Raw genomic sequence first — 20,749 nt, 5'->3', positions numbered from 1 at the left:
TATTTAAAAAAATAGGAGGAATTCATTATGTTATGGGACTTTCATTTTAATCTGCCTACATCTATAGAGTTTGGGAATGGAAAAGTAAAGAATATTGGGAAAAGGGCTAAGGAATTAGGTGGAAATAAAGCCCTAATTATTACCGATAAAGGACTTGCACAAACAGGAATTTTGGAAAAAATCACACGGTCATTAGATCAGGAAGGTGTCAATTATATTGTTTATGATGAAATATCACCTAATCCAAAAGATGTAGATTGTGAGAGTGCTTATCAACAGTTTAAAAACGAGAACATCGATCTTTTAATTGGTCTCGGCGGTGGAAGTTCAATGGATACTGCCAAAGCAATTGGGACACTTTTTACACATGGAGGAGAGCTAAGAGAACGTTACGGCGTAAATTTACTAGAACGAGAAATCCCTCCACTAATTTGTATTCCGACAACTTCAGGTACCGGTAGTGAAGTTACAAGAGGTTCTGTCATTACCGATACCGTGACGAAACAGAAGGAGGCGATACTAGATTTGAAAATCGCTCCTAAACTGGCACTTGTCGATCCTGAATTGACTTTAACATTGCCTAAATCGATTACAGCTGCTACAGGAATGGATGCACTTACACATGCAATTGAAGCTTATACCTGCAAAGTTGCTCAACCACTTTCAGATACTTTGGGACTATATGCCATTGAATTAATAGCTAAAAACCTTCCATTAGCAGTTGAAAATGGGCATGATTTAGAGGCTAGGAAAAATATGCTTTTGGGCAGTTTAGTTGCAGGTATCGCCTTTGATAACACTGATCTTGGGGCTGTACATGCGATGGCCGAACCACTTGGAGGACTCTATGATACTCCACATGGAGTGGCGAATTCTATTTTTCTTCCACATGTATTTGAATTTAATATTCCTTCAAATCCAGAAAAGCACGCCATGGTAGCAATCAAGCTTGGGGCAAATCCTGAAGGAAAAACAGTTGAAGAAACGGCGAACGAGGGTGTTGTGTTGTTAAAAGAGCTGGCAAATAAAATCGGCATTCCTATCTTCCGAGATTTAGGCAATGTAAATCCAAAAGACTTCCCTTTCCTAGCCGAAGGAGCCTTTAAACATTTGTGTACACAGGCGAATTCAAGAGATTTGACAAAAGAAGACTATCTGAACTTATTTCAAAAGACCTATGAGGTGAAAACCACAACTTTAATTGAAAATTAATTGTGTATATAGAAGCAAAATTTAAAATCCTTGGTTAAGAACTGGCCCACCGGCAGATAACTTGCCTTAGGAAAAAGCGAGAATGAATATCTAGAAGGAGGCAGCATGAATGTCTAATCGTGATGAAAAACAGTTTCTAAATTTACCTTTTACAGGCATTTGTACTTTTGGAAAATACCCAATGTGTGCGAACCTGAACCAGCTTGACGCAGATGTGGCGGTCATCGGGGTGCCAAATGACATGGGTACACAATGGAAATCAGGAGCAAGAATGGGCCCTAGAGGAATCCGCGAAGGTTCTACATTATATAGTTTCGGTCTGGATGGTGCTTATGATATTGAAAACGATATTATGTATCTAGGGCCTGAATGGAAAGTAGTTGACTGCGGTGATGTAGACATGGTACACGGGGATATTATGCAGTGCCATGAGAATACAGAAGAAGCAATCCGAAAAATTATTTCCAAAGGTGCTATGCCGGTTGTATTAGGCGGCGATCATTCCATCACAGCAGCAGTTGGAAAAGGACTTAAAGACATAGGTCCGTTTCATGTGATTCAAATTGATGCCCATTTAGACTGGGCGGATCATCGCTCAGGAATGCGGTATGCTCACGGAAATTGCATTCGCCGCTTATCTGAGCTGGATCATGTTCAGAAAATATTTCAGTTTGGCATACGCGGGATCAGCAGCAGCAAAAAAGAAGACGTCGAAGCAGCAAGAACATATGGCAGCGTGATACTATCTCCGCGTCAGATGAGAAAGATAGGACTTAAGGAAGTGCTGGAGCTAATTCCTGCCGGCGAAAAATATTATGTAACGATTGATATTGACGGAATCGATCCGTCAATTGCGCCTGGAACAGGTACACCTTCTCCAGGCGGCCTCCTCTACGATGAGGTTAATGAATTGCTTGAAGGGATTTCCAAAAGAGGAGAAGTAATCGGGTTTGATTTAGTAGAAGTTGCCCCTCCATATGATCCAACGGGCATGACCGGACAAGTAGCAGCCCGTATTGTACTAGACTTACTCAGCTATGTATTAAAAGAAAAAGAGAAAAAAGTGAATAAAAAAGACGGAAAAGAAAAAGAAGAAATGCTTTTTTAACTGGGATTGCTTCCTACTGGGACGAATGGATGTTAATAAAAAGAGAGGAACGCAAAGCGTTCCTCTCCTTATTTCTATAGACCCTGTCCTAACTATGAATAAGCAAAATATCCTCGAACTGTGCAGCAAGCAAATAGCTTTTTTTATGTTAAGTATATGTAAATTTTTGTTCTTGTCCAATTCGATATTTAATGATCTGACATACGATGTTCTATCTAACTATTAATTAAAGTGGTGATACATTATGTCAGATGGTTATGGCGTTAATTTTGCTTTAATCGTGGTGCTTTTCATCCTTTTAATTATTGTCGCTATCTCTTTCGTTAAATACTAGTTATCAATAAAACAAATTAAGCCGAACTTTTATAATTGTTCGAGCTACCCCCAATAAACTTTCAATCAGAAACCATTCCGTCCTGTTCACAAAACCTTCATATTGCACTTTTTAAATTCCAGCTCTTGACATTCTCCTTGGAACCATTTTGCATATTTTCCAGCCAAAATGGGCAATTTTTATCAGTATAAGACCTTGGTAAAAAATGCTTTTTGGGGAGGAAAATAATGATTTTTAATAAAGAGCAGCTAAGAGAAGAAGCGCATAAAACTGCATTAACCCACGATCCTTTCATAAGCCGAAAGACATCAGCTCGCTTTTTACGGTCAAATGAGTCGGACTTTGAGAAATTGCGCATCTTTGTTAACGACTTAAGAGATAATCGTTCATCCTGTTCACAGCCAGCTGAAGAGTGGTTACTAGATAACGCGGAATTTTTGGAAGAACAGGTACTTGAAGTAAACCAAAATTTAACAAAGAAGTTTGTTAACTCTTTACCCCACCTTAAAAAAACGGGGGATTCCAGAGTTTTTTCTATTTGTACAGACTATCTTCAATTTAACGACGGGCATTTGGATATGGATTCATATATTTCCTATCTCCAGTCATATCAGGAAGTTTCCGTATTGACATTGGGTGAAGTTTGGGCTGTACCGCTTATTATGAGGGTGGCTTTGATTCGTCGGCTGGCCGAAATCATGGATACAGTCAAGGAAAGACGCGATGTTTGTGTGTTGGTTGAGAAGTTACTTTCTGGTATCAAGACATCGGAGATCACACCAGAAAAACTGAAGCAAGTAATAGAGGAAGCTGGACATGAAATGCCTCTTTCTGGACCGATGATTGTCCATTTGGTAAAACATCTGCGCGAACGAGCTGATTATACAGCAACAGTCGGTGAATGGCTTATTTGCAAATTGGAGAATGGACCAGAGAGCCTGGATCACATATTGTCATATGAATTTCAGCTCCAAGCAGCATTGCAAGTGACGACAGGTAACCTGATCACAAGCTTGCGTAAGCTTTCTCGCTGGGACTGGAAGGAAACCTTTGAGCAAATTAGCATAGTTGAACAATCACTAAGGAAAGAGAAGACCGGCTTTTATGCGCAATTGGACTTCTCCAGTCGTGAAACTCTCCGAAAGAGGGTCGAGCAGCTAGCGAGACGTTTAAATCTGCCGGAAAACCTTGTGGCATCACAGGCAGTGGAACTTGCGGATAAATATGGAGAGGAACGATCAGCTGAGGCACCGCGAGAACCGGCAAATAGCGAGGTACTAGCCGATAAAAATGGAAAGGAACTTAGCGAGAGAAATAGTAAGGAGAAAAATCGGCAATTATTTGTTGCCTATTACTTATTAGATCCCAAGGGCAATATGCTATTGAGACAAGCATTAAAAATGTGTGGTAAACCACGAGCTCTCCCAGAAACAGGGTTAATGCGCCGAGCCACGGGGACGTATTTTAATATGTTAGCAGTATACTTCATTGTTTTCTTGATTGGCTTTTCGATTTGGATAGGTTGGGATGAATTTTTTTCACCGCTTCAATGGCTTGCTATTCTAGGAATTCTCTTGTTCCCAGCGACAGAATGGGCAGTTACTTCAGCTCATTGGTTCATTGAACGAGTCAAAGGTCCAGTCCCATTATTGAGATTTGATTTTTCAAAAGGAATTTCCGATGATGCGAAAACGATGGTTGTGATTCCTGTCATCTGGACATCGATAACAGAAGTAAAGGAGTTGGCGGACCGGCTTGAACTGCATTATTTGGCGAATCGGGATTCCAATCTTCACTTCGGGTTATTGGGCGACTTCAAGGATGCGGAGACAGAGTCTCTCGAACAGGATGAAATCATTTTAACAGCCGCCAAACGAGAAATTGAACGATTACGAAATACCTATTCCAACACAAACTTTCATCTCTTTCAGCGAAAGCGGCAATGGAACCCGTCTGAGGGTGTATGGATGGGATGGGAGAGAAAGCGAGGAAAGTTAGTAGAACTTGTAGAGCTGCTAAAAGGGAGAAAGGATACCAGCTTTGCTTTAATAAAAGCCGATTTGACTATACTTCAGGATGTGCGTTATATCATTACTCTCGATTCAGATACGCAGCTTCCACTTGAAAGCGCACAGCGAATGATTGGGACGCTGCATCTACCCTATAATCAGCCGGTCCTAAATGATACAAAGACAAGAGTGATAGAGGGCTACGGGGTGCTTCAACCAAGACTCAGTATGAGTCATGAGGCCTCAATGAAATCGCGCTTTGCCAGTCTTTGGTCAACAGATCCAGGGTTTGATCCATATGCGTTTGCAGTTTCTGATCCATATCAAGATGCGCTAGGTCAGGGGATTTTCACCGGAAAAGGAATATTTGATGTTGATACGTTTTATCAAGTGCTATGTGAACGGATTCCGGATAACCGGGTGTTGAGTCATGATTTACTTGAAGGCAGTTTCCTGCGGGCTGGCCTACTTTCCGATATTGAATTAATTGATCATTATCCAACAAAGTTTATCGTCTTTCAAAAGCGGCTGCATCGCTGGGTAAGAGGAGATTGGCAGCTATTACTATGGTTGCTGCCAAGAATGTATAACCGAAGAGGTGAACTGCTGCCAGTCGATTTGTCTGTGCTGACTCGGTGGCAGATCATTGATAATATGCGGCGGAGTCTATTGTCTACGTCATTATTTGTCATCCTTTTTTTAGCAGTCACGATCCTTCCGGGTTCACCTTTACGCTGGTTAGCTTTGGTGGCTGCAACTTGGTTTTTGCCGGTTCTTCGCCAGCTTGTCACCGCTCAAATCGGTTTCATGAATCTGCGTAGTGTTTTAAACACGGGGGCTCAAGTCTTGTTAGGGATTGTTACCCTGCCGTTTCAAATGGTCCTTTTGCTCGATGCCATTGCTAGAACGTTGTACCGTTTAATGTTTTCAAAAAAACGATTGCTCGAATGGGTTTCATCAGATGAAGTGAATCGCAATAGCGAACGGAAGGGGACTCCTTTACTCCAAGGCATGTGGGGAGGGTATGTTCTTTGTATTTTGTTTTTGGCGGCAACATTATTTAACGAAAATAAAGTGGTGCAAATCATTGGGCTTACCTTAAGTGTGATGTGGGTATGTGCTCCATTAGTAATAAGGTGGCTCGATCAGCCGTCTCCACAGGAACATATGGCTTTTTCGGAAGATGAGCTCGAAGAATTGACGAACCTGGCTCAGCAAATATGGTCTTTTTATGAAGATTATGTTACCGAAAAAGAAAACTGGCTGCCACCTGACAATGTGCAAATGGACCCGCCGAACGGGGTGGCGCATCGAACCTCTCCTACCAATATCGGGATGTATCTTACCTGTGCTTTAGCGGCAAGGGATTTTTCGTTTATTGATACCCCTGGATTAATTTTGCGGTTGGAGCGTACATTGGAGACACTTGAGCGGATGGAAAAGTGGGAAGGGCATTTATACAATTGGTATGATACAGAGACACTGAACCCGTTATCGCCAAGGTATATATCAACCGTTGATTCAGGAAATTTAGTCGGCTGTCTTATTACGGTAAAAGAAGGCTTAGCCGAGTGGCTGGAATCCTATGATAAAAAGGAAACTCCGATTTACCACTTTCATAACAATGATAAGCTGCAGACAGCTTTTTCCGAAGAAATCGCACCAGATGTCTCGAGACAACGAAATGGTAAGAAGGCAAGTATTATTTGGCGCGATAGGGGTCAAATGTTGCTTAAACGTATCGAAAAATTGATTGAAGAAACCAATTTCCGGCCACTATTTGATCATAGAGCTAAGCTATTTTCCTTAGGATACCATGCTGATCGAAATATACAGGATGAGGTCCTATATGATTTAATGGCGTCTGAGGCAAGAATTGCTAGCTTTGTCGCGATTGCGCTTGGTCAAGTGTCTGTGTCCCACTGGCATGTACTTGGAAGAACGATGACAAAAGTTGGGAAACAGCCCGTCCTCTTGTCCTGGTCTGGAACCATGTTTGAATTTTTAATGCCATGGCTGTTAATGAGGACCTATCGAAGTACATTGTGGGAAAAGACGTATGCTGCGGTTGTTGATCGCCAAATTCAATACGCACACCAGCGAGGAGTGCCATTCGGGATCTCCGAGTCAGGCTATTATGCGTTTGATTATCAAATGAATTACCAGTATAGGGCCTTCGGTGTTCCGGGTCTCGGATTTAAACGGGGACTTGAACAAGATTTGGTGATTGCACCTTACGCCACGATTATGGCTCTGCCATTTGCAAAGGATCAAGCTTTGGATTCTTTGAAAAAAATAGAACAGTTAAATGGTCGAGGAAAATATGGCTTTTATGAAGCAATGGATTTTACGCAAGAACGGCTGCCTAATGGCAAGCAACATAAGGTGATTCAAAGTTTTATGGCCCATCATCAAGGGATGAGCTTCCTAACTTTGGCGAACCTATTACTGCCAAAAACAATGGTAGAGAGATTCCATCGGAACAAACAAATACGTTCAGCAGAATTGCTCTTACAAGAACGGATTCCTAAAACGCCTAAGTATATTAAGCATCCAGCTTTGGGACGTGTGCACAAGCCTTATTCAAAAAGCGCTCAGGATGTTGAAACCATAAGAGAATATATTTCACCTGACACAAGGGTTCCCGAGGTCAGCGTTCTTTCAAATGGTTCGTTCACAACAGTGGTAACGAATACCGGCAGTGGTTTTAGCCAGTACAAAGGTTTATTAGTCTCTAGATGGCGCGAAGACCCGGTAATGGATCCATGGGGGAGCTATGTTTATATTAGGGATATCTCCCAAGATAAACTATGGTCAGCGTCGTACCAACCATGCCGAGTAAATTCTTCGGAACAACGCGTACAATTTGGATTAGATCGTGCAACATATATGCGGGAGGATGGAGAGGTTAAGACAAGTATGGAGATTTGCGTTTCATCAGAATGGAATGCGGAGCTGCGTAGAATAACATTGACAAATAGCGGTGTAGAAGCAAAAGTTTTGGAGGTTACTACTTTTGTTGAGCTAGCTTTGTCCAATCCCATCGCAGATATTGCCCATACTGCCTTTAGCAAGCTGTTTATTCGGACTGCTTTCCATGCGGAATCAGGCTGCCTTATCGCTGGCCGAAGACCTCGTGAAGCGAATGACCAGACACTTTGGTCAGCACATTCACTCATGGTGGACGGTGATACGCTTGGATCGGTTGAATTTGAAACAGACCGCGCTAGCTTTATTGGCCGGGGCTATCGGCTCTCCAATCCCCAAGGAATTCGGACTCGCCTTCGTGGTAAGGTTGGTTCGGTGGCCGATCCAGCCTTTGTGATGAGACGGCGGATCTGCATTGAACCCGGTAAGCAAATTCGATTAGTTGCCGTTACTTCGGTTAGTGAGACAAAGGAAGATGCGATCGAAATTGTGCGTAAGTTTGCTCCTAATCAAGCAGTGGAACGGGCGTTTCAATTATCATGGAACCGAGGACAGATTGAAATTCGTAATCTGCATTTAACGAATAAAGAGGCAACTAATTTCCAAAGGCTGGCAGGTCATATTTTATATACTCCCCCGCTCAAGAAGGGCCGAGGGAAAAGTATTTCAATCAATACTAAAGGTCAGTCTGGACTTTGGAGTTTTGGGGTATCTGGGGATCGACCGATCGTCCTCGTCCGAATTGAAGACCGCAGCCAAATGCCGTTCGTGGTTAAAATATTAACAGGTCATGAATACATCAGGCGACTAGGTCTTTTATTCGACCTTGTTCTCCTTAACGAATCGGAGGAAGGCTATCAACAATTCTTGCAAGAAGCACTTCAGCAGTCGGCAGAACATGGAGTGGACCGTTTTGGTGCAGGTTTATCTGGTGTATATGTCATCGCTTCTAATCAATTGGCTGCGGAGGACAAAGCATTGTTAATGGCAGTAGCTCGTGTTGAGTTCCGCGCAGGTGGAGCTAGTTTAGAAACGCAAATGCGCTTGCCTAAGGTTGAATCAGAAAATGGACTGCCTAAGGCTGAAACGGAGAATAGGTTGCCGGAACAACTTAAGCCGGTGCCTTCTGCTAAAAATAAGTACGTTTTTTCTGGGCAAACAATCCAAGAGGAAACGAAGGATTGGTTATTTTTTAACGGTTGGGGCGGGTTTTCCCCCGATGGAAAAGAGTACCGGATCATGATCAAAAATGGAAATCACTTGCCGGCGCCGTGGATTAATGTCCTGGCCAATCCTCGTTTTGGCTGTCTCATTTCCGAGATGGGATCGGGTTATACGTGGTGGGGGAACAGCCGTGAATGCAAGCTTACGCCATGGTCCAATGATCCCGTCCTTGATCCACCCACGGAAACAGCCTATTTAAGAGATGAAGAAAGTGGCCAGGTGTGGTCAGGTGCACCATCCTCAGTCCATTCAAACGAGCCATATAAAATAACGCATGGCAAAGGATTTACAAAGTTTGATCACGAAAGAAACGGCATTAAACACGAAATGCTGGTATACGTACCATTAGAGGATCCTGTGAAAATCATCAGGGTGAAGCTGCAAAACAAGACTGCGGAGCAAAGGCAAATTTCTTTTACCTATTATGCCGAATGGGTTTTAGGGGTTCAACGACAAGCGAATGCACCATTTATTGTGACCGAATGGGTTGAGTCTGAGCGGGTCATGATCGCCAAAAACACATATCAAGAAACCTTCCGTGATGCAACCGCATTTTTGGGGATATATCCGCAGCAAGGTGCTGATACGGGCCCTGACTATTCAAACGATCTTACGTGGACGGCGGACCGCAACGAATTTATTGGACGAAATAGAAGCATGGAACATCCAGCGGGAATGGGTCGTGTTGGTTTGTCATGTCGGACAGGCACGCATTACGAATCTTGTGGTGCGATTCAGACTAAGCTCACGATAAAGCCAGATGAAGAACAGATTGTCTATATTCTGTTAGGCTGCGACGACTCTAAAAAGAGCGTCTTACAGTTAGTTAAGAAATACAGCCAACCTTCCGCTTGTGATCAAGCGATGGAGGAGCTTACTGCTTTTTGGGATCATCATTTAGGCCAAATTCAAGTGTCAACCCCGTCAAAGGAAACAGATTTTTTGTTGAACGGGTGGTTATTATATCAGTCACTTGCCTGTCGAATATGGGCAAGAACTGCATTTTATCAAGCTGGAGGAGCATTTGGCTTTCGCGATCAATTGCAGGATTCACTAGCACTCCTGCATACGATGCCAGAAAAAACAAGAGCACAAATTGTGCTCCACGCTTCCCACCAATATATTGAGGGGGATGTGCAGCACTGGTGGCATGAAGAAACTGAACGTGGTATCCGAACGACGTTTTCTGATGATTTATTATGGATGCCGTATGTGGTTTCACGTTACATCGAGCATACTGGTGATCGAACGGTTTTGGACGAAGTCGCACCGTTTCTAATGAGTGAAAAGCTTGCTGAGGGTGAACACGAACGCTATGAACCGACCGTACGATCTTCTGAAACGGGCACGGTATACGACCATTGCCTGCGAGCGATCGATCGGGCATTGGGCCGGATTGGTGAGCATGGTTTGCCATTAATCGGAGTGGGAGATTGGAATGATGGCATGAATCAGGTTGGTGTGAAGGGACGAGGCGAAAGCGTGTGGCTCGGCTGGTTTATTTGTGACGTGCTGAATCGATTTGCCGAACTTTGCGGATTGCGTGGGGATTCTGAACGGGTGGAATCATTCCAGAAAATGCGCAAACAGTTAACAAACTCTCTCAACGAGCAGGGCTGGGATGGTCAGTGGTACCGACGGGCTTTTACCGATGCAGGACAATGGCTCGGTTCCATTCAAAATGAGGAGTGTCGGATCGACGCCATAGCTCAATCATGGTCCGTAATCTCAGGTGCAGCACCAATGGATCGTGCTGTTCAGGCAATGAACTCGTTCGACCGGGAGCTCGTCGAGCGGGACCTTGCTGTTGTTCGGCTGTTGACTCCAGCTTTCGATCAGACCGAACCAAGCCCTGGATATATACAAGGTTATCCACCAGGAATCAGGGAGAATGGTGCCCAATATACTCATGGAGTTATTTGGGGCATCATCGCTTGGTGTCAGCTTGGTAACGGTGAAAAAGCAATGGAGATGTTTACGATGCTTAATCCGATCACGCATACTCGTACCGACCAAGAAGTAAGAAGATATACAGGTGAACCATACGCAATTGCTGCTGATGTGTATACGGCAGAACCGAATCAGGGACATTCAGGATGGACTTGGTATACGGGTGCGTCAGGTTGGTTTTATCAGGCCGGTATCGAATGGATATTAGGGATTCGGCGACGAGAAACTCGACTTTATCTTGATCCTCGTATTCCAAGTGAGTGGCCGGGATTCTCGGCTACGTACCGATTTGGGAAAACTCGTTACCACATTAACGTTAAGAATGGTTCTGGTAACAGTGAAAGTGAGTTGACAGTTGATGGTGTGCAAATTCCGATTTCTAAAAAGGAAAAATCTGCTGGACCATTTGTGGAATTACGAGATGACGGACTCGACCATCATGTGGAATTGAGAATTTAGGAAAAATAAAAACATTGCTAAGCTCCCTTTACTTAATAAAAAAAGCTCCTGGATTAATTGAACAGTCCTATTAAAGTGAGACAATGAAAAAGCACCAATTTATGCTCCCTGTTCGAGTGGAATTCTTCCTATCTTATAGTGGAGTGGAGGATTCAATGACGGCATTATCCAAGCATTTTCCTTTCCGGGACATGTTTGAGATAATGCCTTTTTCTTTTGCTATTCTTTGAAAGGAACGGGACGTCTACGACTGTGTTTCCAATTTACTCATACCAGTATGAAAATAAATAGAAAATATTTAATGAATAACCTAAATATGTAAAACTGATAATAGGTTATATGAAAATGATGAATAGGAGTATTCAAATGGTATGAAATTCCTGCGAAATAAAAATAAACATTCCAAGGCAGAGCAAAGAAATAAACTGATATCTGATACAGAAGGATACTCACTCGAGCCTAATTTAGAAACTATGCTGCATAAAATTAAACAAGAAATTGGTGATAGCCCTGATCTCGTTATTCGCTCGTTTCAGATTGGGAGCACTCCAAGCATTCCAGTTGGGGTTGTTTATATAAGCGGGTTAACGGATGAGCAATCTGTTAACGAATATGTTATACGATCGTTAATGGTAGATACGGCAGACAGTAAATTAGAAATAGATTCTAATCATGTATTCGATCTTATCTTAAATAATGCTTTAACAATTGGGAAAGTAAATAGTCTAAAAGATTGGAATGAACTCATTTTTTCCATTTTGTCAGGCGATACAATCATTTTGATAGATGGCTATGCTGAAGCTATATCGGGCAGTACAAGAGGTGGTCAGTGGAGGCCAATTACAGAATCGACTTCGCAAGTTAATATACGAGGACCTAAGGACAGTTTTAACGAATCCATTACAACTAATATTGCTCTTATCCGGAGACATCTTAAAAGTCCACAGCTACGATTAGAAACGATGAGAATCGGAAAGGTTTCACAGACTAATGTAGCAATTATGTATATAAAGGGAATTGTTAGTAATGAGCTTGTACAGGAGGTCCGACAGAGGCTGACAGATATCCAGATTGATGCTGTTCTTGAATCAGGATACCTTGAAGAACTTATTCAAGATCGAACCTTTACTCCCTTTCCAACTATATATAATACAGAACGGCCGGATGTAGTTTCTGGTAACTTATTGGAAGGAAGAATAGCCGTATTAGTTGATGGTACTCCGTTTATTCTCATCTTACCAACTGTTTTTTCGCAGTTCTTTCAATCATCGGAAGATTATTATCAGCGATTTGATATTGCCTTACTAATGAGATTAATTAGATATACAAGCTTTTTTATTTTAATACTGGGACCATCCTTTTACATTGCAGTTACTACCTATCATCCGGAAATGCTTCCAACCTCTCTTCTCATTAATATTATGGCTCAACGAGAAGGAGTTCCTTTCCCTGCCTTGATCGAGGCTGTGATTATGGAAGCTACATTTGAAATATTACGTGAGGCTGGCATTCGTATGCCTCGGGCAGTCGGACAAGCTGTTTCGATTGTAGGAGCGATTGTATTAGGACAAGCCGCTGTGGAAGCAGGGATTGTCACAGGATTAATGGTAATCGTCGTAGCTATAACAGGGATTTCGAGTTTCGCGATACCCGCATACAATTTGACCATTGCCGCGAGATTGATTCGTTTTCCTTTAATGGTCATAGCAGCGCTGCTTGGTTTTTACGGACTGACGTTAACGTTGATTTTATTAGTCGCTCATATGAATAGTTTACGTTCCTTTGGTATTCCATATCTGGCCCCTTTCACGCCTTTTTCTTGGAAAGGTCAAAAGGATACCGTGATTCGTGCTCCTTTCAAGTCTTACGTAGCACACTCTCGTTTGAATAATCAAACAAATGCAGTGAATACAAAAACTGATGAACTCAAATCATCGGCTAGTGAATCGAGGAAATAAAGCAAAGGGGAATGCAGATGAAGCGTACGGTTTTCAGTCTTTTTTGCTTATTATGTGTATGCACAATATTCCTAACGGGTTGTTGGGATCAGCGTGAGTTAAATAAAATAGCTCTTGTAATGGCCATAGGGTTAGATAAAACAAAAGGAAAAGAGGAATATCGCGTCTCGTATGAAGTTGTGAATCCAACAGAAATTTCGGGAAAAACAGGGACAGGAAGAACTACACCTGTTTCAGTTTACATTAGTTCTGGTTCTACGGTATTCGAAGCACTTCGCAATGCGGCAGAAGTAACACCTCGACAGCTAATGATTTCCCATATAAACATTATTGTAATCGGAGAAGACCTAGCAAAAGAAGGTATACACGGTATATTAGATTTTTTTGAAAGAGATGATGAAGGTCGTTTAACGTCAAATTTACTCATAGCTAAAGATGCTAAAGCGGAAGAAGTCCTTAAAACACTTACACCTATAGAAAAAGTCCCAGCATTTGCAATAAAAGGGAAGCTAGACACAATGGTCAAAAAATTGTCTAAAGGCTACGATATTGAACTGGATGAGGTGATACGGGGAGCATTAAGAAAAGGTGGCGGGCCTGCTATTAGTGGAGTTCAACTGATTGAACATGCCGAATCAGGATTAAAGGAATCCGATATAAGAAGAACCACACCAGCCACAATTATAAAAATTAGCGGTCTAGCTATGTTTAAACACGGCAAGCTAGTTGGATGGTTGAATGGTGAAACAGCACGAGGCGCTGCAGTGATTAATAATAAGCTGAGAGGGTCTGCTGTCAGTATCGGCTGTAAACAGAAAAAAAAGGGACTTAGTATTGAAGTTCGAAGGTCCAAAACTAAAATTAAAGCCAGCAGTCGAGATCGTATTCCTACCATTCAGCTGTTTATTAAACAAGAGGGCAGTATTGGACATATATTGTGTGCCATTGACCTAAAAAAGTCTAAAGAAATTAGAAAGTTAGAAAAAAAATGGGCGAAAGAAACGAAAAAAGAAGTAGAGAACGCAATATCACAAGCACAAAGAAATCACACGGATATTTTTGGTTTTGGAGAAGCATTAGAACGAACAAATAAACAAGAATGGAAAAAAATAGAAAAGAACTGGAGTAACATCTTTGCAAAATCCAAAGTAGAAGTTCATGTCGAAACGAGAATCAGACGTCCTGGGATGAGATCAATCCCATATCTTTTCAGTGAAAAGGAATAGATAAAAGCGGAATGGAGAAATGTAAACGATGGAAAAAGCAAAAATTAGTGCCGGGGAATTTTTTTCTCTCATTGTTTTGTTTAACTTTGGTACGGCTCTTGTCGTTAGTTTAGGGCTACAGGCTAAGAAGGATGCTTGGCTGGCAATTTTTTTTGGAGCAGCAGGTGGAATCATCCTTTTTTTTATATACCGTTCTCTTTTTCGAATATATCCGCAGCAACCACTTATCAGCTATATTCAAACTATTTTAGGGAAATATATAGGATGGCCGTTAAGTTTACTGTATATCCTTTTTTTTATCTATGGTGCATCTAGAGATGTGAGAGATGGGGGGGAAATTCTCACGAGCGCCATATTAGATCAAACACCATTGCTGATTATTAACCTCTCGATTATTATAACGATCGCGTATGTTATTTATAAAGGAATTGAAGTATTAGTCAGAACAGCTCAAATCTATTTGGTACTGGTTTTATGTTTAGGGCTAATAAGCAACCTTCTTCTCATATATTCTGGAGTTATTGATATAAATAACTTATTACCCATACTTCGTGACGGATGGAAGCCTGTTTTCACAACATTTTATAGTCAAACATTATCTTTCCCCTTTGGAGAAATGATTTGCTTTGCGATGCTATTTCCATTGCTGCAAAGCGCCAAACAAGGGGTAAAAATGGGATTTTGGGCAGTGGTTTTTAGTGGTTTGACATTAAGCTATACAATCGCACTTGATATAGCTGTACTCGGTTCTGACATTGCAGGACGCTCATCATTTCCATTGTTAACAATGATAAGTAAAATAAACATTGGGGAATTTATACAACATCTAGATTTAATTGTTATTTTAACGTTAATTATTTGCAACTTTTTCAAAATTGCTGTTTTTTATTATGCAGCTGTTATGGGGGCAACAGCTTTATTTAACCTTCAAGATTATAGGAAAATGGTAGCTCCTATCGGAATCATCATTCTCTATTCTTCTAGTATGATCGCATTTGATTTTTCAGGACATCTGGAGGAGGGAAACTTCTCACTCAAAACCATATTTCCTCTTTTTGGAGAAATCATACCCGCATTCCTTCTGCTTATAGCTGTGATTCGAAAAAAATTTAGTCAACGATTACGAGATATTTAATGAATTTTCTTTTTCACAAACATAATCATAGGCTTTAAAAACCATATTGAAATTAAAATTAAAGAGGAGGATATTTCCGTTGAATCCATCAACCAAAACGGGTTATTTAAGTTCTGCCAACATTGAGAAATTGTCTGACCTAAAAACAAGTCCATTGCAACAGCAAAACCTATACTCAGTATAAGAAGAAAAACAAATATAAAGAATGATTTCATAAATGAAACCTCCTGTGTGTTACAAACTTTCCCATAGTATGACTTATTGATGGTGTTTTCATTATTGCTGTTGGCAGGAACAATATGTTAAAACCTAATCATGCAGAAAACGGCTCTCCAAATAAGGAGTGGGTTTTTTGTATTGAAGGAAGTTCCCCTGTTTAAATTATAAAGATGCACTTAAAAAATTTTCTTCTGTTTTGTTTTTGAATTCCTAAGATTTAAAAGGAGAGGGAACTATTCCCATAGGGGTCCACTCTCCTTATCTAGGTTGTTCTATGAACTGGATAAAGGATCAAAAAATCTCGGAAATTGTTCCATTCGTTGCGACACTAAGTCGGTAAATAATCCTCTCAATTTATTATTTTTCCCTGACAATCAAGGCTGAAATCCAGCCTTCGATCCCGTTTGCGGTGTGAACTTTTAGCCACTTAATTCCTTTGGAATCCACTTGTTCTTCATTCAAAAAGTGCATGATTTCTCCATTTGTAATAGTGTATAGGCGGGGTGCGGTAAGTGTGGGAGCTACACGAATATTTCCGCCTTCTTCGTATTTCTTATTTAAAATTAATTCTTTTGGATCAGGGGAAGCCCAGGATGCTTGTATGTGTACAGGTTCTTGGTTTAACCATATCTCAGCTTTCTTCCATTTTTGTGTATACCACTCATTTGGATTGTTGATCATTGCTGCAGTAAGCAAAATCACTAAAGTTGACGCAGAATAGAAGGTCCATCTTTTAATCCTTGTCTTATTCCTTTTCCGTTTCATTAAAAGCTGAATCATGTTGTTGAGAAAACTTTCGAACCAGGCAAACATTCCTTCAATGATATCTATCCAAACAGATATGCCAGCTTTTCCTGCTTCTCTCCGGCTTCTTTGAATTGTGCAAAGAAGTGCCATGATTGGGTAAGAAATGAGATAAAGCATTTTTTTCAACAAACGGCACAATAAGTTTAAGAAGGGAGGAATAATGTACAACAAAATCAGCCTTGCGAACTGTAGGAGCACAAAGAGAGCCAAAAAAATACGGATCCATTCCGGCAGGGCAGAAATAAGTGACCAGATCCAAAACAGCTGATTTAAAATGGATTCCACAATCGCTAATCTCCTTTATTTAAATAGGATAATAGTTCTCTCCTTGGACCAGAAATCTGTTTTTTTCTATTGATGTTTTCCAGATTGACGGGGAGATAGGGGAATAGCCTTTTTAGCTTGGCTAATCTTTGTTCTGCCTCAAACTGGTCAATAGAGTGATCGTTGATCAAGTTTAAAAGTTGTTTGTTTACCTCATATTTGAAGGCTTGATTTTGGCTAAACTCCGATTCCACTAACCGCTTTGCCATTTCATTCTTTTCTCCAAGCTTCCCTGCAGTGATAAAATCACCTGCTTGAAGGGCTTCTTTAATCGAGGCCGAAATCCGGCGCGCTTCCTCCAAGTCCAGAGCCTCTTGATAGGCAGATAGTTCTGCGTTCCGGTCTAAATCGGCGATCGCCTCATCATGACGCTGGTCCCGAATACCTTGCCGGATTAAAACACGAACATTTCTAACAATAATACCAGCCTCTCTTAATACCTTGACTAATGGCGAGGTTTGAAAAAATTCTTCAATATGCCGGGCAAAACTCAGATCCTCTTCAATAGGATAAAATCTTGCTTCCGACTCCACCCAGAAGGGTAGATTATTGTTAAAAATGTTGCCAATTTCTCCTGCATTTTGTTGAATTAACCGTTCGGGGTGTTCAACGGCAATATCGATAAATAAATTGACAGAAAACCTTCTTCCTCTTGTAGCCGCTGGGACTTCTTCCTTGTAGGTGATGGTTTGCTGCTGCATATTGACTGTATAAACCCTTTTATATTTGCCAATCCGCAATTCACTACGTGACAAACGCTCTCCATTTTTAACTGCATAGTATTCATTGTGATTATTAACATAAACAAAGGCATAGGTCATAGACGACGCCGGCGGCTTTTCCAAAAAACTAAATTTCACGTCTTTAACATCTTCAATAAATTGCATTAGGTTATTCCCTCCAGGTTAACTATTTTCATTGAGAGATCACTTACCCTTGTCTACATTCTATGCAGACAATCGGAAGAAAAGCCCCCATATCTTTGTAGATTGTTGTAGGTATCCAGCAATCCGATAGCTATGCCGCCCCCCTAAAATAATATAAGGGAATTTAAAAAGCACTTGATATATTCTATTTGTTAGACTAGTATAAATATTATCTCTTAAAATTACATATGAATTTGTTAACAATTAGTTAAGATGCCTTAGGGCTTAATAGGGAATCTGGTGCAAGGCCAGAACTGTCCCCGCAACTGTGAGTGTGGACGAAATAGACAAACCACTGAACCGTTTATTTTATTGACGATTCGGGAAGGGTCTAAAGTAGGAAGAAACACAAGTCAGGAGACCTGTCTTAACTTTTAATGTTTCGATTTCTTCGGGGGTTGTGAAGATGGAACGTTTGACAAAAAGGATTATTTATTATCTTTCTTTGTGCTGACGTTTTATCCGTTCAACTAATGTTGAACGGATTTTTTCGTTTTGATGATTCTAAATCATGTTTAATTATCATAGTTTAGCTTTAGAAGGAACAAGCCTTTTTAACAATTGAATAGATTAGGATAGGTGCACGAATATGTGCTTAATAGGGAAGTACGGTTTAAATCCGTCACGGTACCCGCCACTGTATGGGGAGTTCATTGCAGATGTCACTGAAGGAATTCGGGAAGACGCAATGAAATGATGAACCTAAGTCAGGAGACCTGCCTTTACCTAATAACTTCCATCAACCTACGGGAACATAGGTAGAAGTGCTGAACATACATCGCTATTTTTTTGTGTGTATATTTTGCACCTCTATGTCCATAGGGGTGCTTTTTTTACGTAAAAAACGAAAAGGAGAGTGTGACATGACTACTTGGAATTTACAAGGGACGAAACACCATGTTTTTATTTGCAACGGCAGCAGCTGTATGAGAAAGGGTGGGGAGGAAGCGACACAAGCGATTCGGAATGAAATCACCAATTTAAACTTAGATTCACTCATACATACAACAAGAACGAGATGCAATGGGAGATGTAAGGATGCCCCCGTTGCCATCGTCTATCCGTCAGGGACTTGGTATAAAAACGTAACCTCAGAAGTGGGAACTACGATTGTAAAGCGTCATCTGGCAGAAGGTCATTGCCTTCAGGAGCATGCGATCTATCAATATTCCGAAGCAGGATTCATACCGCCAGAAGGGTCGGAATGCATCGAAGGAGTACAAAAAGTGGTTAAAGAAAAGATGTAACAGCGGATAGTAGCTGGATTCTAGTTTGAAATTTTGGAAGGTGGCGTAATAGTGTGAAAGGCAAATTATTGGTTATTGGTTTTGGCCCTGGTGATGAAAAACATATCACTGGCCGGGCAAAAGAAGCCATCGAAGAAAGTGATATCATCATCGGCTACAAAACCTACGTTGATCTAATCAAGGGATTAATAGCTGGAAAACAAATCATTAGTACAGGAATGACAGAAGAAGTGAGCCGGGCCCAGGAGGCAGTGAAACAGGCCGAACTCGGTTACACAGTAGCCGTCATTTCAAGCGGTGATGCCGGTGTATATGGAATGGCAGGACTGGTTTACGAAGTGCTAATCGAAAAAGGCTGGAAAAAAGACTCAGGGGTAGAAGTGGAGGTGGTCCCTGGCATTTCCGCCATCAACTCCTGTGCTGCTTTATTAGGCGCGCCGGTCATGCATGATGCCTGTACGATCAGCTTAAGTGACCATTTGACACCTTGGAGCTTGATTGAGAAACGAATCGAAGCGGCCGCTTCATCTGATTTTGTGATTGCCTTATACAATCCAAAAAGCGGGAGAAGAACACGGCAGATCATGGAAGCTCAAAAAATTCTACTAAAATATCGCTCGCCAGACACCCCTGTAGGATTGGTAAAGAGTGCTTACCGTGATAGTCAAAAAATCGTCTTAACCAATTTACAAGAGATGCTCGAACATGAAATTGGCATGTTAACCACCGTTTTAATTGGCAACTCTTCCACATTTTTCTACGACGGCTTGATCATCACTCCGCGCGGTTATCAGCGGAAGTATACATTAAATCAGGCAATACAGCCGTTGAAACCGCATCAACGTTTGCAAAAGGAAGCCGAACCATGGGCACTGGAGCAAATGGAAGATGTAAAACCGGTAAACAAGGAACTAGTCACCCCAACCTCCATGAAAGAGTCGCCAAGAGAGCTGGCTGAGGAAGCCTTGCAAATGATCCTTGGTGAGAACGATGGACCTTCCCAAGGTTTAATGGTGAAGCAAGAATTTCAATCTATTTTTGAGGTAGCGGTCAGCCCTGGTGTCGCCAATAAAAAATTTACCGCGAATCAGATGGTCATTCTTTCCGAAATTGTCGGAGAAGAAGGGGTCATGGAATACACACAAGACCATTTTATGAAGCTGCAAATTTTAACCTCTAGGCCTGATGAGATTGTTGAAAAGCTAACGGCGGCCAACTTTTTGATTGCTCCTGTTGGCGACGTATTAACCGTAAAAGCCTGTGATTTTTGTGACGGAGAAAAGAAGGATTCCATTCCTTATGCCGATGAGCTTCAGGAAAGGCTTGGCGGCATGGAACTCCCCAAAGAATTAAAACTTGGTGTGAATGGCTGCGGTATGGCCTGTTATGGAGCCGTAAAAGAAGATATTGGCATTGTCTACCGTAAGGGGGCGTTTGATTTATTTTTAGGAGCCAAGACAGCTGGAAGAACCGCACATCCTGGCCAAATCGTAGCGGAAGGAATCGCACCGGACCAAATTGTCGGGGTCATAGAGGGGATTGTTCAAGAGTACAAACAAAAGGCCTATCCAAATGAACGTTTCTATAAATTTTTTAAACGGGTCAAAGAGGTTCAAGGTTTTGTGTACCAGGATATCACACCAAACCTTAAAATCGAAGCGGCTGTTTGCGGGGAGTAAAGGG

12 protein-coding genes and 2 riboswitches are annotated in these 20,749 nt (G+C 41.5%); of the genes, 9 read left to right on the top strand and 3 right to left on the bottom strand.

From position 1 onward, the window contains the following. The first annotated feature begins 27 nt into the window (after window positions 1–27). From ACSU6B_RS17860 to ACSU6B_RS17830, 7 genes are all read left to right on the top strand, one after another. Window positions 28–1,212, top strand: a complete 1,185-nt coding sequence (locus ACSU6B_RS17860) for an iron-containing alcohol dehydrogenase (protein WP_410887280.1) — start codon at window positions 28–30, stop codon at window positions 1,210–1,212. A 109-nt stretch (window positions 1,213–1,321) separates the two neighbouring features. Then, on the top strand, window positions 1,322–2,320 hold the full coding sequence (gene speB / locus ACSU6B_RS17855) for an agmatinase (RefSeq protein WP_410887278.1): 999 nt from the start codon (window positions 1,322–1,324) through the stop codon (window positions 2,318–2,320). A 244-nt stretch (window positions 2,321–2,564) separates the two neighbouring features. After that, on the top strand, window positions 2,565–2,654 hold the full coding sequence (locus tag ACSU6B_RS17850) for a YjcZ family sporulation protein (RefSeq protein ID WP_410887276.1): 90 nt from the start codon (window positions 2,565–2,567) through the stop codon (window positions 2,652–2,654). 227 nt (window positions 2,655–2,881) lie between these two features. Further along, on the top strand, window positions 2,882–11,224 hold the full coding sequence (locus ACSU6B_RS17845) for a GH36-type glycosyl hydrolase domain-containing protein (RefSeq protein WP_410887274.1): 8,343 nt from the start codon (window positions 2,882–2,884) through the stop codon (window positions 11,222–11,224). 371 nt (window positions 11,225–11,595) lie between these two features. Beyond that, on the top strand, window positions 11,596–13,182 hold the full coding sequence (locus tag ACSU6B_RS17840; RefSeq protein ID WP_410887272.1) for a spore germination protein: 1,587 nt from the start codon (window positions 11,596–11,598) through the stop codon (window positions 13,180–13,182). A gap of 17 nt (window positions 13,183–13,199) precedes the next feature. Next, entirely contained in the window at window positions 13,200–14,408 is a 1,209-nt protein-coding gene (locus ACSU6B_RS17835) for a Ger(x)C family spore germination protein (protein WP_410887270.1), read from the top strand. A 28-nt stretch (window positions 14,409–14,436) separates the two neighbouring features. Next, window positions 14,437–15,543, top strand: coding sequence for a GerAB/ArcD/ProY family transporter (locus ACSU6B_RS17830; RefSeq protein ID WP_410887268.1), 1,107 nt, complete (start codon window positions 14,437–14,439; stop codon window positions 15,541–15,543). On the opposite strand, the gene ACSU6B_RS17825 is transcribed toward ACSU6B_RS17830, so the two are convergent. The 3 genes from ACSU6B_RS17825 to ACSU6B_RS17815 all read right to left on the bottom strand — a co-directional run bounded on the left by ACSU6B_RS17825 (window position 15,540) and on the right by ACSU6B_RS17815 (window position 17,780). After that, window positions 15,540–15,758, bottom strand: a complete 219-nt coding sequence (locus tag ACSU6B_RS17825) for a hypothetical protein (RefSeq protein WP_214998719.1) — start codon at window positions 15,756–15,758, stop codon at window positions 15,540–15,542. The genes ACSU6B_RS17830 and ACSU6B_RS17825 overlap by 4 nt on opposite strands. 361 nt (window positions 15,759–16,119) lie before the next feature. Next, complete coding sequence (locus ACSU6B_RS17820; RefSeq protein WP_410887265.1) at window positions 16,120–16,854, bottom strand: SH3 domain-containing protein; 735 nt, start codon at window positions 16,852–16,854, stop codon at window positions 16,120–16,122. 5 nt (window positions 16,855–16,859) lie between these two features. Beyond that, window positions 16,860–17,780, bottom strand: a complete 921-nt coding sequence (locus tag ACSU6B_RS17815) for a hypothetical protein (protein WP_410887263.1) — start codon at window positions 17,778–17,780, stop codon at window positions 16,860–16,862. A gap of 233 nt (window positions 17,781–18,013) precedes the next feature. Next, a riboswitch (cobalamin riboswitch) is annotated at window positions 18,014–18,203 on the top strand. Window positions 18,204–18,379: 176 nt separating this feature from the next. Next, a riboswitch (cobalamin riboswitch) is annotated at window positions 18,380–18,557 on the top strand. Between the two features lie 125 nt (window positions 18,558–18,682). Here ACSU6B_RS17815 and ACSU6B_RS17810 point away from each other — a divergent pair. Beyond that, window positions 18,683–19,066, top strand: coding sequence for a (2Fe-2S) ferredoxin domain-containing protein (locus ACSU6B_RS17810; protein WP_410887261.1), 384 nt, complete (start codon window positions 18,683–18,685; stop codon window positions 19,064–19,066). Between the two features lie 53 nt (window positions 19,067–19,119). After that, window positions 19,120–20,745 (top strand): precorrin-3B C(17)-methyltransferase, encoded by a 1,626-nt coding sequence (gene cobJ / locus ACSU6B_RS17805; protein ID WP_410887259.1) that lies wholly within the window; start codon window positions 19,120–19,122, stop codon window positions 20,743–20,745. The last annotated feature ends 4 nt before the right edge of the window (window positions 20,746–20,749 follow it).

This window comes from Neobacillus sp. C211 (assembly GCF_051842875.1).
GTDB lineage: Bacteria > Bacillota > Bacilli > Bacillales > Cytobacillaceae > Neobacillus.
Note: the sequence above shows the minus strand (reverse complement) of the source record. Positions and strands in the feature narration are given on the sequence as shown.